Below are 18,960 nucleotides of genomic sequence, written 5' to 3'. Positions count from 1 at the left end.
TTGTTTTTATTAAGGTGACGGCGACCACGGAAAGCTCGCCCTTGGGGTCGGTCGGCATCGTCAGATGTGTACAGGAGACAGGTTGGGGGAGGATCCGAACGGATCATCCCGGGCGGTGGGTTGGCATTAGCCCGCTGTCTCGAGAATTCCCAGCATGTAGGCACGCGCGACAACATGCTGTCTTGTGCCGGCCTGGAATTTTCCAAACAGGTTTTTCAGGTGCCACTTCACGGTTTCCTCGCCGACATTCAGCGCCAGGGCGATTTGCTTGTTGGACAGGTTGCGAGCCAATAACTGCAACACCTCGCGCTCTTTGGGCGTCAAGAGACGACTCGGGGACACGCTCAATGGGCTGGATTCCAGTCGCGCAACAGGTGCGGGTGTAGAGCTCGCCGCAAGCAATGGGACCGTTGCCCCCTGGAGCGTCTGCTCCCATTTGATCAGGTCCGGATGGGTGTCCTGCACCACGCGCAACATACCGTTTTCTTTCGCCAGGCTGACAGCCTCCAGCAAATAGTCGGTGCCGCCCTGTCCGCTCGCCCGAAGTGCCAGTGCCCTGAGCAATTTGATCTGTACGATGTCTCGCCCACGACGCAGGTATTCGGCTGTTTCGCTAACCTTGTCCAGCACCGCCAGCATAGCCTCCCAATCACGTTGGGCCAGTAAGGCGTAAGCGTTGGCTACCCCGGCCAGCAAGTCCAGCTCCGGACCCAGCAACCCTGCTCGCTCACGGGTAATAACCGGCGTGAAACTGTCCAGCCGTCGCCATAATGCCTGACAGGTATCGCTGCGTCCCTGCAAGGCATGCAGGCGAATTTGCTCTCCCAGGGAGGCAATGCAGAATCGTGGAATATTTCGCTCTTCTCCAAGGGCGAATAACGCCTCGAGCAGATCTTGCCCGCGATGCCCCTGCCCCTGGAGTGAGGCCAGTCGAGCGGCGGCGAGAAAACCGTGCACAATGGCATCGGGGGACGCCAATCGTTCAACGATATCCAGCCTGTTCGCCAGCACCGTAGCGGACTCCTGAATTTCCCCCTGCTCCAGCAACACCGTCGCCAGAGCGCTCGCTAGAATGACCGCCACCGGACTGCGCCGACCGATGTCCCGTTCGGCAAGCAACAGGCTGTCGTGCAACGCAATGCGCGCCGACACCATTCGGCCCTCGTATAAATAAGCAAGACCGACCACCCACTCGCCGTACCCGCGTATGGCATCAAGGCCAGGACTTCCCGCGTAAAGCGGTGCTCGCTGAAGGATTCGTCGGGCTTTCTCCGGTTGCCCCTGCAACAGCGTCAGCCGGGCGATCAGGTTCGCGACCAAGGCTTGCACCGTGGTTGAGAATGAAGGCAATCGATCGACCCAAGGCATGATGAGTTCATGCGATTGATCCGGACGGTCGGCAAAGAAGGCGGCGGCGGCGGCGATGGTGGCCGCTTCACAACGTGTCGCCTCGTCGGCGGACGGATGCTGTTCAATAGCCGCAATCAATTGCGCCGCTTCTGCCTGACGCGCTCCCATTGCTAATGTCCAGGCCGCCGCCAGGCAGATGCGCGGATGCGACAACACGTCAGCGGGGCCAAGCTCCTCGACCCACTCCAGCACCCGGCTGAATTGCCCTTGCAACGCTACTTCGTACAGGCATTTGCCGATCAACGTATAGGCCGATTGGGGCATGCCGGCCAACAGATATTGCCGGGCGGCCTGTTCCAGGAAACCGTGTTGTTCCAGCCACACAGCGCCGCGCCGGTGATAACCCTGACGTTCCTCCAACGGCAAGTTGGCAAAACGGCCGAGCAGAAATTCCCGCGCCAATGGATGGATGCGGACCCAGTCACTGTCGATACTTTCAACAAAGATCGGTGTCGAGGCACACAACTCCTTCAGCAATTCACCCGAGCGCGCGTTGCCCGTCAGCGCCTCGCATAACAGGGGCTGGACCATTTCCAACAAGGCAATGCCGGTCAGAAAACGAACCTGCTCCTCCCGAAGATGTGCGACTAGACTGTCGACGAAATAACGCTGGATATCCCCCAGACAAGTCGACAACCCTTCGACTGCCGCACTCCGATTCGGGCTCTTCTCCAACGCCGAAATCGCTAATTGCAAGCCGAGCGGCCAGCCCTCGGTTATCTCGTGCAATCGCACGCAGAGGTCGGCATCAACCCTTGCACCGAAACGGTCATCGAGGATGGCGACTGCCTCTTCCACATTCAGTCGTAAAGCCGCTGTCATGATCGTCGTGAAAAGCCCTCTTGCCGCGAGGTCCGTCACTTGCAGATTCAACCGTGTGCGAGAGGCCATGATGATGCGCAAATTGGCCGGCGCGTTGTGCAACAGGTACGTCAGGGAGTGCCGGATCGTCAACTCGGGCAAGGTATCCACTTCATCCAGAATCAATACGGTTTCGCTACCCATGTCAGCCACTTCCACCAACCACTGCGTCAGCCGTTCCTGTTCGTCACGCCCCAGTCCCGCAATAGGCTCGAATGCGCGGGCAAACGACGGCCGACCGCTGCCAACAGCCATGGCAGCTCCCAGCCCCTGGACAAAACGCGCACTATCATCCTGTGCATCCAGCGTCATCCAGGCCACCACGGCACCGTGAGACAAACATTCACGGCGCCATTGGGTCAGCAAAAAAGTTTTGCCGAAGCCTGCCGGCGCTTGAACGGCGATCACCACTTTGTCTGTCAGTTCCTGGGTATGGATACCCAGGCGGTTTCGCATCCGTGCCGATTTCTGACTACGCGGCGGCGTCGTTTTGAGGATCAGTTGGGGCTCTATGCAATCCATTTCTTTCGGACCCTGGTGATTGAGAGACGCTTACCCAGGGAGCGTCTAAAGGTCGCTGATCGTGGCCTTTGATGGCCGAGTGATTTTCTGACTCGGGTTCTGCAAGTTCTCGCCAAACACCGCTGGATACAGTTCCTGACAGTCGAACACTACCATGGAATAGTTCGAGGGCTTGAACTCCCGGTGCAATCCAACGCAAGCCGCTTGCGTACTTTCGGTGCAGTGACCTGCTCGCCACGCCAAAGCATCCGCTACCTTCCAGCCAGGGCTCTGTATTCGGCCGGTGTACTGGCGTGCGCAACTTTGAACGCTGCCGTCAGGTGGCTCTGAGAGCTGAAACCACACTCCAGTGCCACATGCAAAATAGGTAGATCGGTCTGCATGAGCAGATCACGCGCATGCTCCAGTCGTAAATTCATCACATAGCGATGGGGCGGCATACCCATGGCGCGCTGAAACAGCCGTCGGAAATGAGCCGGGCTGACACCCGCCTGGCCAGCCAGCGTGCTGATCGAGAGTTCCTGCCCCAGATGCTCGCGAATAAAGACCAGTACTGTATGCAGACGCGCCAGATGAATATGCGGCGGATAAATACCTCTGCTCGCGTCAACTCGTAGCGCACGATACACCTGCTCAAGCATGACCATGGCCAATCTTGCCATGAACCCCTGATCAGCCCCTTTCCCAAGACTTAGCTCATCCATCAATTGCCGGGCCGCTGCGCTCACCAAACCATCACTGACGGGCAATGGTGCCTGCGCGCCAGCGCATAGCTCACGCAATTGTCGAAACACACCATCAGTGCGCTCAGGCAGATAAAAAACTGCGAAATCAATGCTGCCGGAATAGTGCCATTGAGTGGCACAACCTGCAGGCAGCAGCATTGACAAGCGGGGCATCGATGTTGAGCGCAACTCGCCCCCTGACCCCTCATCCGCCCGCGAGCCACCGAACTGGGTCAGCAGGGCCATGAAGTCAACTGGCGGGACGGATAGATCAGTTGTGTGCAGGAAGTAGCGCTCCGCATACAAGGGGATGTCACTGCACACCAGGCCACCCAGCAAGGGTAATCCCAGTGTTTCATGGACCTGTTGTTGCGGATTCATGGGCATCTCGGGATGAGCATATTTTGACAAATATGACCGCTTTTCAGGTGAGTTGTCGATGTCGGGAAGAACAATAATCGGCCAAATATTCCGCCACTCGCCTTAATGCGAGGCCGGCACAACCGCTCGCCCGCATGACTGATCACAGCCAGGAGAACAGCATGAGCAAAAAGACCGTCACTGTATTCGGCGCCACCGGGACTGCCGGCGTCGCCTGCGTCAATGAGTTCATTCGCCAGGACCTGGTCAATATCAATGTGCTGGCGCGCCGCTCCGGCCAGGTGGAACACTCATCATCGGGCATCAGCAAGAGCGAGGCGCAAAAACAGCAGCAGTACGCCGAATGGGCGCGTCAGGGCGTGACCATCAAGGAGGTCGACGTCACCATTGCCCAAGCGCTGGTCCCGGCGCTGCGCGGCACCGACTACCTGGTGTCCTGCGTGCCGCTCCACGCCACCGAATCGCAGATGCCGCTGATATTTGCCGCCAAGGAAGCCGGGGTCGAACGCTTCGTGCCGTCCGAGTACGGCGCGATCTACGAGTTCGAGCAGTTCTGGCAGACCGACACCACGCACCGCTTGATGGCCCGACAGAAGGCGTTCATCCGGCGCATGATCGAATTGGCCGGCATGGACTACACCATCATTCCGGCTGGTGCCTGGATCGAGTACTACATGCTCGAGCCGGTGATGGTGATGGGCGATCCCGACGCCAAGCTGGCCTGGTCGACCGGCACGGATGTCGGCCGCATCATTCCACATGTGCTGGCCCACCCGGCCTCGCGCAATGCGATCTGTCCAGTCGCGGCCACGGCCTGGTGTTCTTGGAACGAGCTGTTGGCCGCGCGCGAACAGGCCGTGGGTCGTCCGATTGAGCGTAACGAGTTGACGCCCGAGCAATGGCGCGCGGCCTACGCGGCTTCCCGTCCCGGTGCCATCCAGACCCTACTGGCGATCGGCGTCGCCATGGTCGACACCCCGGCGGGCATGTCGCTGTGCGGCCACTGGAACAAGACCTTCCTCCCCGAGTTCAAGGGGACGCCGCTGCAAGAGCTGTTCGTCGACACCGTAGAGCCTTTCGTCGAGGCCACGCGCGCCACGCTGATCGCCGCCGGCGAACTGCCGGCCGACGCCTGACGCGTCTCGAAAACCAGAGTGCAGGCCATAAGAAAAACCGAGTGATATGACGAGGCCCATCATGAAACTGAGTAACCGGATCAACCTGCCTGACATTTCAATAACCGGCTTTGAAACGCCCCTGAACGAAATCGAGCGCAGCATCCAGGACAGCGTGCATCGCTTTGCCAAGGATTTCATGCGCCCCCTCGGCCAGGAACTCGACAAGATGACCGCAGAGCAGGTGGTCGCCCCCGGCTCGCCGTACTACAGCGTGTTCAGCGAAGCCGCCAAGCTGGGCCTGGATTCCGATCTACTAGCCGAACTGCCGCCGGAAACGGCTGTACGCGTCGAGTCCATGATCAGTGAAGAAATGGGCTGGGGCGATGCCGGCCTGGCGGTTTCCCTGGGCGTCAGCACCTTTGCGAACGAGATGGCCAAAGCCGTAGGAAACCAGGAACTGATCGATCTGAGTGCCGGGAAAATCGGCTGCTGGATGATTACCCATCCAGACAAGGGCACTGACGTCAGCGCCTTCGACTTGCAGCGCGACTGGGTGCCGGGGCAGCTGGGTAACAAGGGCAACCTGTTCGCCAAGGTCGGCGAACATGAGATCGTCATCAACGGCCAATGCTCAGCCTGGGTGTCCAACGGCGCGGTGGCCCAGGTGGCCCTGGCCTACATGACCGCCGACTATGGCAACGGTTTCTACGATGCCAATGGCTTGCCCTATGGCATCTCGGTAATCGTGCCCCTGGACTTGCCCGGTGTCAGCAAGGGCAAGCCGCTGGAGAAAATCGGCCAACGCGCGCTGCCCCAGGGCGAGGTGTATTTCGACAACGTGCGGATTCCCAAGCGCTTCGCCGTGGCTCTGCAAGATGAGTACTACGGCAACGTCGTTTCGACCTGGTCGTTCGCTGGCACCCACATGGCGCAATGGTTCACCGGCGTGGCACGTTCCGCCTTCGAGCTGGCACTGGCCTACTGCCATGAGCGCAAGCAGGGTGGCCAACTGCTGATCAACCACCAGCTTACCCGCTACCGCATCGGCGACATGTTGCGTCGTGTCGAGCTTTGCCGGGCTGTCGCCCGCCGCTCCCTGGCCTATGCGCGCCTGTCCCCGCAAGGGCACCCCTGTGCCACGGCTTCCGGCAAGGTCACCGTGACCGAAGAAGCCATGCGCGTGGTCAGCGATGCCATGCAGCTGTTCGGCGGCAACGGCCTGACCCGCGAGTACCCCATGGAGAAGTTATTCCGCGATGCCCGCGCCGCGCTGATCGAGGATGGCGAGAACATGATGCTCACCACCCGCCTTGGGTTCCTTGTCCAGGAGCTCTACGAAGACGGCTGGCCCCAGTACTGATCCCAAACCCGACTGACAATAAACATTGGAGACAACAGAAATGGCTAAGTATCCCGTAGTTGTATATGGCGCCAGTGGCTACACCGGCATGCTGACCATGGACTGGCTGATCGACCAGAACATCCCATTCACCGCTGTGGCACGCAACGCCAGGCGTGCACAGGAAATGATGGCGCAACGGGTGGTACGCCTGGAGTCCGCGACCTATGAAATCATCGAGGCCGAGCACAACGTCGAGTCGCTGAGCGCCGCCTTCAAGGGGGCCAAGGTGGTCTGCAACACCGTTGGGCCCTTCGTCAACTTCGGTCTGACCACCGTTGAGGCCGCGCTCAAGGCCGGCTGCCACCACATAGATACCACTGGCGAGCAAAGCTATGTCCGTCAGGTTCGCGAGCAATTTGGCGAACTCTATCGTCAGGCTGGCCTGCTGGTTTCGCCATCGCTGTCCTACATGTTCAGCTTCTCCGAGATCGCCGCCGAACTGGCGCTGGAAACCCCCGGTATCGACGTACTGGAAACCGCCGCCCTGTGCCGAGGCCCGCGTGATGTTGCCGGGGTCAGCCTGGGCTCGGCGGCCTCGATTTTTGAATTGTTCCACAGGGAGCAGTTCTACCTGTGGGAAAACAAGCTGGTGCAGCACCCAGCCACCGCTTCGTTCAACATTGTCGACCCCAACTTCATGCAGCCGGTTTTCTGCCTGCCTTGGGGGGGAACCTCGCTGCCGATTTACTTCGAGCATGATCCGCGCGTGCGCGCCTGCACCTCCGCGGTCGGTTTCTACGACAACAATGTGATGCCGATGGTGCATGGTCTGAGCCAGAAGTGGGAAGCGGAGTACAAGCACCTGTCCAAGGAGCAGCAGGACGCAGTGGTGAGGAGCTTGGTAGAGGCCACCACGCCAAGCATGCCACCCCGCGAGCGCACCACCTTGCAGCGCAGCGTCGACATCGCGATCGGCCGCGGTCACTTGGCTGCCGTGCGCGCTACCGTGCATGGCGTCACACCCTATATTTCCACCGGTGCCCTACAGGCCGCGGCGGCGGTCAAGCTGCTCGATGGCGACACCAACAAGGTCGGCTTCGCTTCCGGCTCCAAGGCATTTGGACACCGCTATCTGCTCGGTTTCCTGGAAGAGCGCGGCCTGGCCCGTGCCACCGTTACCAAACTCTGATTACCGGCACAGGAACCATTTATGGCCATCATCGACTTTTACGATCGCGGCTGGGGCATCAACCCAGCCGGGATCGCCTACATCCAGGGCGAGCGCTCTTACACCTTCAACGAAATCGGCGAGCTCTCGTGTCGCATCGCCAACAAGCTGCTCGCACTGGGCTTGCCGAAGGAAACCAAGGGTGCCGTCTGGTCAGGTAACGACGTCACCGCCTGGGCCTGCACACTGGGTCTATGGCGCGCCAACATGACCTGGATTCCAGTCAACGCGCGCAACTCTAGCGAAGAGAATCACTACATCCTCGACGCATTCGACTGCGAGGTGATGTTCTACCAGAACGACTTCGCGCAAATCATCACCGAGCTACGGCCCAAGCTGCCGAAGATCAAGCACTGGATCTGCATCGATGCCGACGCCGTCGATGCACCCTCGTTGGAGCTATGGAGCGCCGGTCAGCCGGCGAGCCGTCCCGAAGTCGCCTATGACATGGACGACGTGGTGGCGGTCTCGCCCACTGGTGGCACAACGGGCACGCCAAAGGGCGTGATGAACACCCACCGCAGCGTGCAGACGTTCATTGCCCACTTCATGCTGACCTGTGCTTATCGCAATGGTGAAAAACCGGTGAATATGGCCGCTGCACCGATGACCCACACTGCCGGCCTGTTGGCCGTACCCTGCACGGCGCAAGGCGGCACCGTCGTGGTTATGACCAAACCCGATCCGGCATTGATGTTGAACGCCATTGCGCAGCACAAGGTCAGCGAGCTCTTTCTGCCGCCAACGGTGATCTACAGACTGTTGGAAATTCCCGGTATCGAGAAGCTGGACTTCTCCTCGGTGAAGTACCTGATGTACGGCGCGGCGCCAATGTCGGTAGACAAGCTAAAGAAAGCTATCGCGGTTTTCGGCCCGGTCATGACCGGCGGCTATGGTCAGACCGAAGCACCAGCCAGTATCGCCAACTTTCGTCCCGACGAGCATCTGGTGGGTGACCAATTCGCCGACGACGAACGCCTGTCTTCGGTCGGCCGCCCTAACCCGCTGGTCCGCGTCGAAGTGATGAGCGAGACCCACCAGATCCTGCCGCGCGGTGAAACCGGTGAAATATGCGTGCGCGGCGACCTGATCATGAAGGGTTACTACAAGCAGCCGGAGAGGACCGCCGAGACCATCGTCGACGGTTGGCTGCATACCGGCGACATCGGCCATATCGATGCCGAAGGCTATCTGCACCTCACCGATCGCAAAAAGGACATGATCATTTCGGGCGGTTTCAACGTCTACCCCAGCCAGGTCGAGCAAGTGCTGTGGGGACATCCGGCCGTTCAGGACTGCGCCGTGATCGGCGTGCCAGATGAGAAATGGGGCGAGGCCGTCAAGGCCGTGGTCGAGCTCAACCCAGGCCAGGAAACCACCGAGCAGGAGCTTATCGAGCTGTGCAAAGCCAGGCTGGGCAGCGTGATGGCACCGAAGTCGGTCGACTTCACTACCAGCCTGCCACGTAGTCCGGTTGGCAAGGTACTGAAAAAGGAACTGCGTCAGCCGTATTGGGAAAACGCAGCTCGCAAGATCTGACACAACCGGAGGGGTGCGATCTGGACACCGACCAACTGAATATAAGGAATTTTCAATGAGCAATATCTATATCGCCGGCATCGCGATGACCGTCTTCGGTCGCCACAACGAACGCAGCCTCGACGACTTGGCACGTGAAGCTTTCCAGGGCGCATTGAAGGACGCCCACTGCAGTGCCGCCGATCTCGATATCGCATTTTATGCCGGCATGACCAATGGCCCGTTGCAAGGCCAGCTCTCGATCCCAGGTCAAGTCGTGTTCAGCAAGATCGGAATTGAAGGCATTCCTATCTATAACGTCGAGAACGCCTGCGCTTCGGGTAGCTCAGCCTTCAATCTGGCCGTGCAAAGTCTCAAGGCCGGTACGGCCAGTATCGCGCTGGCGTTGGGTGCGGAAAAGATGAACATCCCGGATAAACTGAAGGCCCTCTCGCTGTTCGAGGCTGGTTGGGACGTATCTTGCGCCGAAGAGAATTATCAGACGCTGGTGAAAATGGGCGAAGGCGTGGTGCCGCCCGCCGGGTCAGAATCGGACAAGCCTTACAGCAAATTCATGGCCATCTATGCCGCATTGTGCCGTCAGCATATGAAAACCTACGGCACCACGCAGCGTCAGATCGCAGCGGTGTCGGCGAAAAACCACACCCACTCGGTCCATAACCCTTACTCGCAATTTCGCAAAGCCTTCAGTATCGACGAAATCCTTGCCGCCCCTCCGATCACATATCCACTGACACTGCCGATGTGCGCGCCGCTGTCGGACGGTGCGGCAGCAGCCATTCTGTGCACCGAGGAAGGACTCGCACGCATCGGTGCCGACAGGAGCCGCTGCATCAAGGTAGCGGCCAGTGTCATCCGTAGCTTCAGCCACCGCCGGCTCGATCAGCCGGAACTGAACGTCGGTCACCTGGCAGCCAACCTGGCCTATGACCTGGCGGGCCTGGGGCCACAAGACATGCATGTCGCCGAAGTCCATGACGCCTCGGCGATGGGCGAAATAATTCAGGTCGAAAACCTGGGCCTGGTCCCGTTTGGTCAGGGCGGACCTGCGGCTGAACGTGGCGAATTCACCCTGGGCGGGCGCATCCCGGTCAATACCTCAGGTGGCCTGGAATCGAAAGGCCATCCACTCGGCGCCACCGGGATCGGGCAACTCTACGAACTTGTGACGCAACTGCGCGGGGAGGCTGGCGCACGCCAGGTACATGGCGCACGCCATGCAATCCAGGAGAACGGCGGCGGTTTGCAGGGTATTGAGGAGGCAGCCGTCGCGATCCACATTCTCAGCAAATAGTGCTTATCAGAAAAAATTTGTCGTGGCGAAACCAATCAAAACAAGAAGGATAAAAACATGTTCCAAGACAAAGTAGTCGTCATCACCGGCGCAGGATCCGGCATTGGCCGGGAGTTGGCTATCCAACTGGTGGAAGCTGGCGCACATGTCGCACTGTCGGACATCAACCAAGTAGGTCTCGACAAAACCATGAAGCTATTGCCTGACGTCAGCAAGGCGAAAGGTTACATCCTGGACGTGTCGTCCTGGGACGCCTTCCAGGCTCATGCCGACGAGGTGAAGCGAGACTTTGGCACGGCGCACTTCGTCATCAATAACGCAGGTGCCGCAGTCATCGGGACAGTTGCCAACACCTCCATCGATGAGTACGAGTGGCAACTCGGTATCAACCTGTGGGGCGTGTTGTACGGTACCAAAGCGTTCCTGCCGATGATGCAGGCCCAGCGAGAAGGCTGCATCGTCAACATTTCCAGCGTATTTGGCCTGGTGGGTTTCCCGATGCAAAGCGCTTACAACATGTCGAAGTTCGCCGTACGTGGTCTCACCGAAGCGCTATGGTCGGAACTTGAGGGCAGCGGCGTGCGCGCCGTGTGTGTGCACCCTGGCGGAATCAAAACCAATATTGAAAAGGCCGGACGACGCTGTAAAGCCGCCGGTAGTACAGAAGAAAAGTTCAAAGCGCTTGCCGATAAGATGCTACTGACGCCAGCGGCGGATTGTGCCGGCGACATCATCAAGGGGCTGCGCAAAGGAACCAAACGCATTATCACAGGGAACAAGTCGAGCACCTTGTTCTGGATAAGCAGACTGTTTCCCAATAGCTATCCGGCATTACTCAAGCTGCTTGGCTGAGACCCAGAAGCTACAAGATGTCTCTGCGTGATGCGAGGCGTCACCACCTCTCAGGAACAACCCCATGACCGACAGTTATACCCGCAAACTTTTTATTTCTGCCGCTTGTTTCAACGTACTCGCGGGTCTTCCATTACTTGTAGCTCTGCGCCCCGTAGCTGCACTGTTGGGGCTGCAAATTACCCCCACCTCAACCCTTTTCATTCAACTCACCACGTGCCTGGTTATCGTATTCGGCTGGGCCTATTGGATGATCGCTCGCGATCCGCTGCAGTATCGTCCCTATATCCTGCTCGGGATAATCCTGAAGGTGCTATTTGTTGTGGTGGTTTATGGCCACTGGCTGGCGGGCAGCATACCCTGGCCATTACCAGTAGTGGCATCGGGTGACATCGTCTATGCATTACTGTTCTGGCGTTGTTACGTGTGTGTCCGGCCATCACGCCTTGCGTAACTAAACCGGTTGCCACTTATGCGGCAGTAACTGATCGATTTCACAGACCCGCTGCGTTGGCAGGCATGTGAGAACATCCTTCAGATAGGCATACGGATCATGACCATTCAGTCGCGCAGATTGGAGCAAACTCATGATCACGGCCGCGCGTGTGACAGCGCAGCCCATCGTTTCAGGCTGTAGTTGAGCGTCTACTGATGGCCGAGCCTCGGGCGCCAGATGACGCTGGACGATCCAGCCTTGCTCATGAGACGACTGCCAAATAAGGCATCAATTCACGCGAACGCAGTGAGGATTCCACTGAGAGCCAGTCGTTTTGTAGGGGTAAAAACGGTACAAAATAAAAAGGGGTCGCGAACTAAAATCTCGCAACCCCTTGAATTATATGGTCGGGACGGAGTGATTCGAACACTCGACCCCTAGCACCCCATGTTGGGGGCTGTAGCGGTCTAAGTTATTGTTTTTAAACGAATACAACCACTCCCCGCGGTGGCAAAACACCCTCTTTTTTGTGCTTATGCAAACGGAAAAACGTGGCCTCCAGAGGAGGTTTTGCGCACAACCCTCACGGCGTCTATCCACCTATCAGATATCAGTGAGGAAGGTATTGCGTTCAAGCAGCAGAAGACAGGGGCCCGGCTCATTGTCGGGATGAGCCCCTACTTGGCGGCCCGCGCGTATCAAGGCGCTGCCTCGAACGGTCCGAGGGATAACGCTTTTCTGTTCACCTCGCGGCGGAAAGCCAGTTCATTACAGCTCGGTGAAGGAAGCATTTAAGCGCAACTGCGAGGCTGCCGGCGTCGTCGGTGTAACGTTGCTCGACCTCAGAGCGAAGTTGCTTACCGACACCGACAAGCAGGCAACAATGCTCAGAAGCTTGGCGGCCATACCGACGCTAAGATGACGGCTCGCTATTTGCGACTGCGCGAGATCGACATCGCAGAGCCACCAAGGCTTCCGAAGACTGTGGAAAGCTAAGCTTTAAAATCGATTCCTTTCCAGATTGAGATACCCAAACACAGCACCCCGGACAACGCGAAGAACAGCCCTGGCGCCGCATTTAATAGCTGGCCCGACACCTCTTTGTGCTCAACTACAAGACTGGCAGATCCCGTCACACCCCTGATAAATAAGTCGTAGCCTAAATAGGTTACGTAACCCGGCACCACCAGTGTGAGCACTTTGAAAACGAAATACAGCGTTGTAGGAAGGGCTCCATTGAAAGCCGTTGTGCCATTCCCAGCGCCAGATTTTCTGCCTGCTCGCAAATCCATGTATCACCAATTGCCTTATCTTATTAAGGGAGGGAAGTTAACGTGGGCCGTAGTCTAACAGAAAGTTTTCGCCCATGACGACGGCGTCACTGAACCCCAACGGAACCCCTTCAAAACCTGCATAGCTTCCGACCACCTCTTCAGGTCGGTAACGAAATGCTTGGCCGATGCTATCTCGCATAGAAGTCGCTTCTTCTTCCGATAGGAGGTGCTCAATTTCCTCATATACCCATTTCTGCCATTCGGTGTCGTCAGTTCGGTTTTTCCAACCAGATACATCTATAATGTCATATCCACGACTACTAAAAAACGCCATTATGAATGTGGCACAAGTCAATCCCGCACCAGCTTTATTGGCAAAGGAAAGATCACCATTAAATTCGCTGGCACCTGTATAGCGAAAACCGTATGGAATACCTTCGTGTTCGTTCTTCTCCCAGACTCTTGCCGCAGTCTCAGCAAAAAAGTCCAGCTCATCTGAGTCAAAGTAATCGCTTGGCACACATTTGTAGCGATTTTTGATTGGCGCGCAACGCAAATCATAATGCGCAGCTAGGTGCAGTAGATTTAACTTACCCTTCCCTCGCCCCTGATAAACGATGCCAACATGTAACTGTGCAGGCAAATTTTTTCGAGGAAAATGCGTAACGGCCAAGCCGAAAGTTTCGACCTTCCTAATTAGTTTAGTATTTGCCAAAATCTGAATCTCAGCCCTTTACCATTCCTCGGAGTGCATGTTGAGGATCCTGCTCCGTCCGTGAGAGGTGCGCATACACTTCGGAGTAGAAGCGATTCCATTTGCCTACCTTATTTCTGACCCTAAATGATGTTCTCAACAAGGCAATGCTGGTAATTTTCCTTAAAGATTGTGCATCAGCACTCGATAACAGCTCATTCAAGGATGCAAGATCGCCGTCCTCGATGGCCTCTTCAACAGCATCGACAGCGATCCTGATAGCCACTCGGCTCTGAGTTGGATCGAAAGTGGCAGCGGCGTCTGCAGCATAGAGATTCTTGAGCTTTTCACTAACGCGAAGGGAAAGACTGTAGTCAGACGAATCGGAAGGAACATATTTTGGCCAAGGCTCATTTTCTAAACGAGACGCCCTCACCGGCAACCTATATAAGCCTCGATCCGTATTTTCTGAATAAACCGCTCCTCGCACATCATTCCAGCGCTGCACATATGCTGAGAGACTCTCCATGGAACCAGTCAATGTTTCCACGTAGGCTAGAGAAGATTCAGGAGAACCACGAGACGAATCCAACTCTGCAGTAGAAGACCGCGACACAATGGTCATTACGATTCGCCTCCAACGTGCGAACGCAGCTCATTGAAAATTGCTTTAAGAACCTGACCATAATTTTCCGGATGCGGCAGAGCCGAAGCAGGGCTAGTATTGAAATCAACTTCCACCTGCACCACTGGCAGAACTTGACTATCAATCTGCTGATGGGAAGCAAATTGAACTGTATGAAGTGCAAGCTGCGAACACTTAACAATACGATTGATAACCAAGCCGCCTATCCTTGGAAACTTTTTCGGATTATTGTACTGTATCATTAGATCGCAGTAATCCGCCGAGGGCTTAAAGTCTGGTACAAGCTGACCGACAAACGACACAGCTTCTTTTTCAGACCCAAAGAACTTATTAAACTTTGCACCGACAGCAATACGAAGAGCTTTAGGAAAAGTTACTTTTGCGAACAGAAGTTCAAACTTCTCCAACACAACAATAAAGTCGCCTAAAGTAGGAATTGTGCTTGGATCGAGAGGTATCGCATTTAAAATCACCTCGAAACGACCAGGCTGACATGAAATCACCAGATGGCCGCCACCCCACTGCCCCTCTTCAGTTTTAACCCCTTGACCAGGCCTATTTGTCACTGAATCTGGCTGCTGCCCTGTCAATGAAGACCAAGAGAAAGTCATAGCTGGCTCGATCCCGCCGAGCAGAGTCAGGCGGATAGATTCGGTTTCCCAAACGGTTTTGGTCATGGGTTCTCTACTGTGTCAAACGGTTTGCTTGCAATGCCCCCATTCCGTGGGGCGATCAGACCGAGAGTGTAGCTACTCACCTAGCGATTTGCCTAGCATTCGGCGCCACATTCTGCCTGACCTTCTCGTACAAACAATTTCATCAGGAACCCTGTAATATTAGACGTTTCGCCATTGTCTATTAGACGCACAGCTACAAGGCCTTGAATGTCTAGTCTTTCCGACCACACCCCAATGATGCAGCAGTACTATCAGAAGTTGGCTACAGGCCTTGTGGTTCAAGGCCATGCATTGTCGATCGTCTAAAACGCCACCCCGACATAAGCGCCTTTCGGCCCCATGAAACCGGACAAGGTTGAGGTAGTTTTAGACGGCGTGTCACCCTTCCCTGCGTCCTGCCGACCGTACCCTTCATCCCTCCCTCACGATTGACGACTGCTACGCTGAAATCTCCACGGAGGATTCGAAATGCCCAACTCTGACCTGCTCCCTACTGACAATCCTTTCCTCAATCTTACTTATTAGCATCGCAAGGGCAGCCCCATGCGCGCGTGGAGTGCCAGCAAAACAGATCACTGTCCCGAAAACGACCGTGTCGATTTTTGGAAAACGGCGAGTGGTTAGGGACTACATCTTCCAGGCTCAACCGGCAGAACCAGCGATACGCCAGGTTCAAATGGGCCTCTTCGCACAGTCGACGCTCTGAGCGAATGCCGTAGCAATAGCCCACGATCAGCATGCGGATCATCAGTTCGGGATCAATCGACGGACGCCCAATCGGGCTGTAAAAATCGGCGAGGTAATGGCGCAAGTCGCTCAGATCGAGACACCGATCAATGCTGCGCAGAAGGTGATTGGCGGGGATGTGCTCTTCAAGGTTGAACGAGTAAAGCAGCCGTTCCTGCCCACTCGATAACTGTCCCATCATGCTGCGTGCTTCCCTGCTGGCCAATGTAGAGATTTTGCCGCTAGCCAGACAGGGGAGCTACTTTTTCAACAGAATCGGTCGATTGCAGTCCTTCGCGACAGGCAAAAAACGGCCAAAAGCAGACGTTCCGAACGTTTGCGGCAGTGACTGAGGTGAATTGTTCCTGATCAGCTATGGTAAGTCTGTAAACCACGCTCTCGGGCAGATCGTCCATGGACTCATACCTCACTCTTTTCCTAAGCATGTTCACCACGCTGCTGGCGATCATCAATCCACTTGAGGCCATTCCGGTATTCCTGGGTCTGCTGCAAGACAAAGACGCCGCCGAACAGCGCCGTGTGGCACGCAAAGCCTGCTTTTATGCAGTGCTGTTGATGTTTTTCTTTCTGATCTTCGGCAACTTGCTGCTGCGCTTGTTCGAAGTCCCCCTTAGCATGATTCGAGTGGTCGGTGGATTGATCCTCATGCGAATCGGGTTCGAGCTGTTTGCTCCCTCGCCCAACAGCAGCCTGATTCCAAGCGGTGGCAAAGGCAACGAGGACGTATCCTTCATACCAATGGCCATGCCGATCATGTTCGGCCCCGGCGCCATTGCCACAGTGATTGGCCTGACCAGCACCATCAAGGACGCCGACCGCGCCATACTGTCCTTCGCCGTAGTGGCACTGGCAATCTGCGCCACCATGCTGATCACTTACCTCTCTTTGGCTTACGCCAACAACATCCTCAAAAAGATTGGCCCGCAAGGCATCGACGCCGCCACTCGTATCGTCGGCTTCTTCGTTTCGGCGATGGGCGTAGGCCTGATCTTTCACGGGACGGTGGAGTTTCTCCAGTCGTATGGGGTGCTACTCAACGGTGTAACAAAGTAGGACTGCAAGTTCTCATGCAGTCAAAAAAACGGGCGCCTGTTTGGGGGCGCCCGTCGTTTTATAGCAGCTGGTTAGCCACGGCGTTAATCGTGTCCATTATGACCATTCTGCTTCATGGCTTTGAGAATGCCATCCAGGTTGTAGGTTTCCGGCGCCTGCATTGGCGGGAAGTCTTTGTAGGACATCAACTCCTTCTCCCAGAGCAACTGCCCGATTGGCAGCATGTTCCAGTTGTAGATATAGGCGTTACCAGGGGAACCCAAGGCACCGCCATAGCCCGTGATGGACTTCGCGTCAGCGCCGACTGTTGTTTCAAAGGGGTCACGTTTGAGGTTGAGCAGTTGTGTCCAGTGATAGGTGACAGCGCCGAATAGGCCGCCGGTCGCGGTATCCGGAACCATGGTGTAGTACATCTTCCAGTTTTTGTAGCGTACTGCCGAAGGTTGCGAGCCGGTGTAATAAAAGAAAGTATCGCGCGCCGAATGGGCGGACTGGCCGGTCAGGTAGTCAGTCTGATCCACGCCATCGAGCTTGGTCTTGACGATGCCGGGGTAATTGCCCGCCATGATCTGTTGGTTCAGCTCGTTACCCTTCTTGCCACCAGCAATATTGACCAGGGTTGGCACCCAGTCCAGCGAGGCAAAAATGTCGGTTAGGACGGTGCCTGGCTTAATCTTCCCAGGCCAGCGAATGACCAGTGGAGCGCGCATGCCGCCTTCCCAAGTGGTCAACTTGCCGCCCTTGAACGGGGTCGTACCGCCGTCCGGGAAGGTAATGGTTTCCGCGCCGTTGTCGGTGGTGAAGACGACAATGGTGTTGTCCAGCTGGCCCATGTCCTGAAGTTTCTTCAAGACATAACCAATATTGTCATCCAGTTGCTTCATGCCTGCTTCATTGGTGCCCCAGTCTTTTCCACCGGCTTCACCAACCATGGCGTCATACTTGGGTGGCAGTACCGTGGTGATGTGCATGCGTGCCGGGTTGTACCAGACGAAAAAGGGCTTATTGGTCTTCTTCGGATCGTTGCGGTCGAGGAAGTCGATGACCTTGGCGGAGATTTCTTCATCCACAGTTTTCGAGCGTTCCAGCGTCAGCGGCCCTTCGTCCTTGCAAGTGGTGTTCTTCTGCGTACCGTCGCTGGAGACGCAGGACATGACCGGACGCGGCGGCGTGAGGCAGGTACCCTCCCTTGGGTCGATGGCTCCGGGTACTTCCGGCAGCCCGTTGATCGGAGCGGCCTTGCATGGCGGTGCAATACTTTGCTCTTGCGGAGTCTTGTTGATGTCGACAAAACTCACGCCCTGCATCGCATCGAGGTGATAGAGGTAGCCCCAGAACTCCTGAAAGCCATGGGAAGTAGGCAGTGCCTCAAAATTGTCACCCAAATGGTTCTTGCCGAATTCGCCAGTGGTATAGCCCAGATCAAGCAAAAATTTGGACAGTGCGGGTGTACCAGGACGCAGCCATGATGGGCTACCGGGTAATTGCGGTGGAATCATGCCGGTACGCAGCGGATGCATCCCGGTAAAGAAAGCGTTGCGCCCCGCCGTACAACTCTGCTCGGCGTAGTAGGTCATGAATTTCGCACCTTCCTGGGCGATGCGATCGATATTCGGCGTTTCACCGACTGCCAGCCCCTGGTGATAGATACTCGGCTGCATCCAGCCAATGTCATCGGCCATGATGAACATGATGTTGGGTTTGTTTTCGGCAGCTTGAGTCACTGCCGACATGCTGGCTCCCCCCACCAGACTACTCAACGCCAATCCCGCTAGTACAAGGGTTCTCGGTTTCATGAGTTTGATCCTCTTCAGTTGATTCACATAACTACCCATCTCGGGTACGTTGTGTTCTCATCTCTCAAGGCTCAAAAACTTCAACTGCCCCATCCTTATACTGACGGTCATCCGTCACTGGGCATCCTTAACATCTTGAGCTTTGACCGTAATGGCGTGTGGCTCTTATCGCATGCATACCCGGAATTCAGCCCTACCACTAACAGGATGGTGAGTATAGACGCGCATTTATAAGGTGCCGGGCGGTAGAAATTTAGGGAATGGGCCTTCAACGTTTCTGCGTCTTCTTCTGGAAACCTCTATCACCCAGCCCATCCTGCGAAATTGGCGAAAACGTCGGGGCAACGTTTGCGCAAGCTGCTTGA

Annotated in this window: 15 protein-coding genes, 1 tRNA gene and 3 pseudogenes; 9 read left to right on the top strand and 10 right to left on the bottom strand. The window is 56.4% G+C overall.

What is annotated here, in order from left to right; translation table 11 throughout:
- Window positions 1–126: 126 nt before the first annotated feature.
- Window positions 127–2,793, bottom strand: a complete 2,667-nt coding sequence (locus Q8X48_RS25130; RefSeq protein WP_407800164.1) for a LuxR C-terminal-related transcriptional regulator — start codon at window positions 2,791–2,793, stop codon at window positions 127–129.
- 251 nt (window positions 2,794–3,044) lie between these two features.
- Window positions 3,045–3,899 (bottom strand): helix-turn-helix domain-containing protein, encoded by an 855-nt coding sequence (locus Q8X48_RS25125; protein ID WP_407800163.1) that lies wholly within the window; start codon window positions 3,897–3,899, stop codon window positions 3,045–3,047.
- A 161-nt stretch (window positions 3,900–4,060) separates the two neighbouring features.
- Between Q8X48_RS25125 and Q8X48_RS25120 the strand changes: the two genes are divergently transcribed.
- From Q8X48_RS25120 to Q8X48_RS25090, 7 genes are all read left to right on the top strand, one after another.
- Window positions 4,061–5,035, top strand: a complete 975-nt coding sequence (locus tag Q8X48_RS25120) for an NmrA family NAD(P)-binding protein (protein ID WP_407800162.1) — start codon at window positions 4,061–4,063, stop codon at window positions 5,033–5,035.
- 61 nt (window positions 5,036–5,096) lie between these two features.
- A complete protein-coding gene (locus tag Q8X48_RS25115; protein ID WP_407800161.1) occupies window positions 5,097–6,377 on the top strand; it encodes an acyl-CoA dehydrogenase family protein in 1,281 nt (426 codons plus the stop codon).
- A gap of 40 nt (window positions 6,378–6,417) precedes the next feature.
- Complete coding sequence (locus Q8X48_RS25110) at window positions 6,418–7,548, top strand: saccharopine dehydrogenase family protein (RefSeq protein ID WP_407800160.1); 1,131 nt, start codon at window positions 6,418–6,420, stop codon at window positions 7,546–7,548.
- A gap of 21 nt (window positions 7,549–7,569) precedes the next feature.
- Complete coding sequence (locus Q8X48_RS25105) at window positions 7,570–9,126, top strand: class I adenylate-forming enzyme family protein (protein WP_407800159.1); 1,557 nt, start codon at window positions 7,570–7,572, stop codon at window positions 9,124–9,126.
- Between the two features lie 55 nt (window positions 9,127–9,181).
- Window positions 9,182–10,420: a thiolase family protein gene (locus Q8X48_RS25100; RefSeq protein ID WP_407800158.1), complete on the top strand. Its 1,239-nt coding sequence runs from the start codon at window positions 9,182–9,184 to the stop codon at window positions 10,418–10,420.
- A gap of 57 nt (window positions 10,421–10,477) precedes the next feature.
- A complete protein-coding gene (locus tag Q8X48_RS25095; RefSeq protein ID WP_407800157.1) occupies window positions 10,478–11,272 on the top strand; it encodes an SDR family NAD(P)-dependent oxidoreductase in 795 nt (264 codons plus the stop codon).
- A gap of 64 nt (window positions 11,273–11,336) precedes the next feature.
- Window positions 11,337–11,726: a hypothetical protein gene (locus Q8X48_RS25090; RefSeq protein ID WP_407800156.1), complete on the top strand. Its 390-nt coding sequence runs from the start codon at window positions 11,337–11,339 to the stop codon at window positions 11,724–11,726.
- Here the strand turns inward: Q8X48_RS25090 and Q8X48_RS25085 are convergent.
- A pseudogene (locus Q8X48_RS25085) lies at window positions 11,727–11,876 on the bottom strand (transposase domain-containing protein); the annotation flags it as partial.
- 236 nt (window positions 11,877–12,112) lie between these two features.
- Window positions 12,113–12,213: transfer RNA gene (locus Q8X48_RS25080), tRNA-OTHER, on the bottom strand.
- Window positions 12,214–12,299: 86 nt separating this feature from the next.
- On the opposite strand from Q8X48_RS25080, the pseudogene Q8X48_RS25075 reads away from it, so the two are divergent.
- A pseudogene (locus Q8X48_RS25075) lies at window positions 12,300–12,704 on the top strand (tyrosine-type recombinase/integrase); the annotation flags it as partial.
- Here the strand turns inward: Q8X48_RS25075 and Q8X48_RS25070 are convergent.
- From Q8X48_RS25070 to Q8X48_RS25050, 5 genes and pseudogenes are all read right to left on the bottom strand, one after another.
- Window positions 12,701–13,000, bottom strand: coding sequence for a hypothetical protein (locus Q8X48_RS25070; RefSeq protein ID WP_407800155.1), 300 nt, complete (start codon window positions 12,998–13,000; stop codon window positions 12,701–12,703). The pseudogene Q8X48_RS25075 and the gene Q8X48_RS25070 sit on opposite strands and share 4 nt — an antisense overlap.
- A 37-nt stretch (window positions 13,001–13,037) precedes the next feature.
- Window positions 13,038–13,655 carry a hypothetical protein gene (locus Q8X48_RS25065; RefSeq protein ID WP_407800154.1) on the bottom strand — a complete coding sequence of 206 codons (618 nt, stop codon included), beginning with the start codon at window positions 13,653–13,655 and terminating at the stop codon, window positions 13,038–13,040.
- Between the two features lie 52 nt (window positions 13,656–13,707).
- Window positions 13,708–14,301, bottom strand: coding sequence for a hypothetical protein (locus Q8X48_RS25060; protein ID WP_407800153.1), 594 nt, complete (start codon window positions 14,299–14,301; stop codon window positions 13,708–13,710).
- Window positions 14,301–14,999, bottom strand: a complete 699-nt coding sequence (locus Q8X48_RS25055) for a hypothetical protein (protein WP_407800152.1) — start codon at window positions 14,997–14,999, stop codon at window positions 14,301–14,303. The genes Q8X48_RS25060 and Q8X48_RS25055 overlap by 1 nt, the downstream gene beginning before the upstream one ends.
- Before the next feature lie 565 nt (window positions 15,000–15,564).
- Window positions 15,565–15,927: pseudogene (locus Q8X48_RS25050) on the bottom strand (transposase); the annotation flags it as partial.
- Between the two features lie 212 nt (window positions 15,928–16,139).
- Between Q8X48_RS25050 and Q8X48_RS25045 the strand changes: the two are divergent.
- Window positions 16,140–16,799: a MarC family protein gene (locus Q8X48_RS25045; protein WP_407800151.1), complete on the top strand. Its 660-nt coding sequence runs from the start codon at window positions 16,140–16,142 to the stop codon at window positions 16,797–16,799.
- An 83-nt stretch (window positions 16,800–16,882) separates the two neighbouring features.
- Here Q8X48_RS25045 and Q8X48_RS25040 read toward each other — a convergent pair whose 3' ends face one another.
- Window positions 16,883–18,532 (bottom strand): arylsulfatase, encoded by a 1,650-nt coding sequence (locus Q8X48_RS25040; RefSeq protein WP_407802790.1) that lies wholly within the window; start codon window positions 18,530–18,532, stop codon window positions 16,883–16,885.
- Between the last annotated feature and the right edge of the window lie 428 nt (window positions 18,533–18,960).

Origin of the sequence: Pseudomonas sp. QLc11A, from assembly GCF_052112305.1 — a bacterium.
GTDB lineage: Bacteria > Pseudomonadota > Gammaproteobacteria > Pseudomonadales > Pseudomonadaceae > Aquipseudomonas > Aquipseudomonas laurylsulfatiphila.
The sequence above is the reverse complement of the archived record's forward strand: the minus strand, read 5'-3'. Positions and strand labels throughout refer to the sequence as shown.

What these genes read in the sequence shown, in the direction of transcription:
- Q8X48_RS25130 (WP_407800164.1), bottom strand. Translation starts at nt 2,793, where the DNA reads ATGGATTGCATAGAGCCCCAACTGATCCTCAAAACGACGCCGCCGCGT.
- Q8X48_RS25125 (WP_407800163.1), bottom strand. Translation starts at nt 3,899, where the DNA reads ATGAATCCGCAACAACAGGTCCATGAAACACTGGGATTACCCTTGCTG.
- Q8X48_RS25120 (WP_407800162.1), top strand. Translation starts at nt 4,061, where the DNA reads ATGAGCAAAAAGACCGTCACTGTATTCGGCGCCACCGGGACTGCCGGC.
- Q8X48_RS25115 (WP_407800161.1), top strand. Translation starts at nt 5,097, where the DNA reads ATGAAACTGAGTAACCGGATCAACCTGCCTGACATTTCAATAACCGGC.
- Q8X48_RS25110 (WP_407800160.1), top strand. Translation starts at nt 6,418, where the DNA reads ATGGCTAAGTATCCCGTAGTTGTATATGGCGCCAGTGGCTACACCGGC.
- Q8X48_RS25105 (WP_407800159.1), top strand. Translation starts at nt 7,570, where the DNA reads ATGGCCATCATCGACTTTTACGATCGCGGCTGGGGCATCAACCCAGCC.
- Q8X48_RS25100 (WP_407800158.1), top strand. Translation starts at nt 9,182, where the DNA reads ATGAGCAATATCTATATCGCCGGCATCGCGATGACCGTCTTCGGTCGC.
- Q8X48_RS25095 (WP_407800157.1), top strand. Translation starts at nt 10,478, where the DNA reads ATGTTCCAAGACAAAGTAGTCGTCATCACCGGCGCAGGATCCGGCATT.
- Q8X48_RS25090 (WP_407800156.1), top strand. Translation starts at nt 11,337, where the DNA reads ATGACCGACAGTTATACCCGCAAACTTTTTATTTCTGCCGCTTGTTTC.
- Q8X48_RS25070 (WP_407800155.1), bottom strand. Translation starts at nt 13,000, where the DNA reads ATGGATTTGCGAGCAGGCAGAAAATCTGGCGCTGGGAATGGCACAACG.
- Q8X48_RS25060 (WP_407800153.1), bottom strand. Translation starts at nt 14,301, where the DNA reads ATGACCATTGTGTCGCGGTCTTCTACTGCAGAGTTGGATTCGTCTCGT.
- Q8X48_RS25055 (WP_407800152.1), bottom strand. Translation starts at nt 14,999, where the DNA reads ATGACCAAAACCGTTTGGGAAACCGAATCTATCCGCCTGACTCTGCTC.
- Q8X48_RS25045 (WP_407800151.1), top strand. Translation starts at nt 16,140, where the DNA reads ATGGACTCATACCTCACTCTTTTCCTAAGCATGTTCACCACGCTGCTG.
- Q8X48_RS25040 (WP_407802790.1), bottom strand. Translation starts at nt 18,532, where the DNA reads ATGTCGGCAGTGACTCAAGCTGCCGAAAACAAACCCAACATCATGTTC.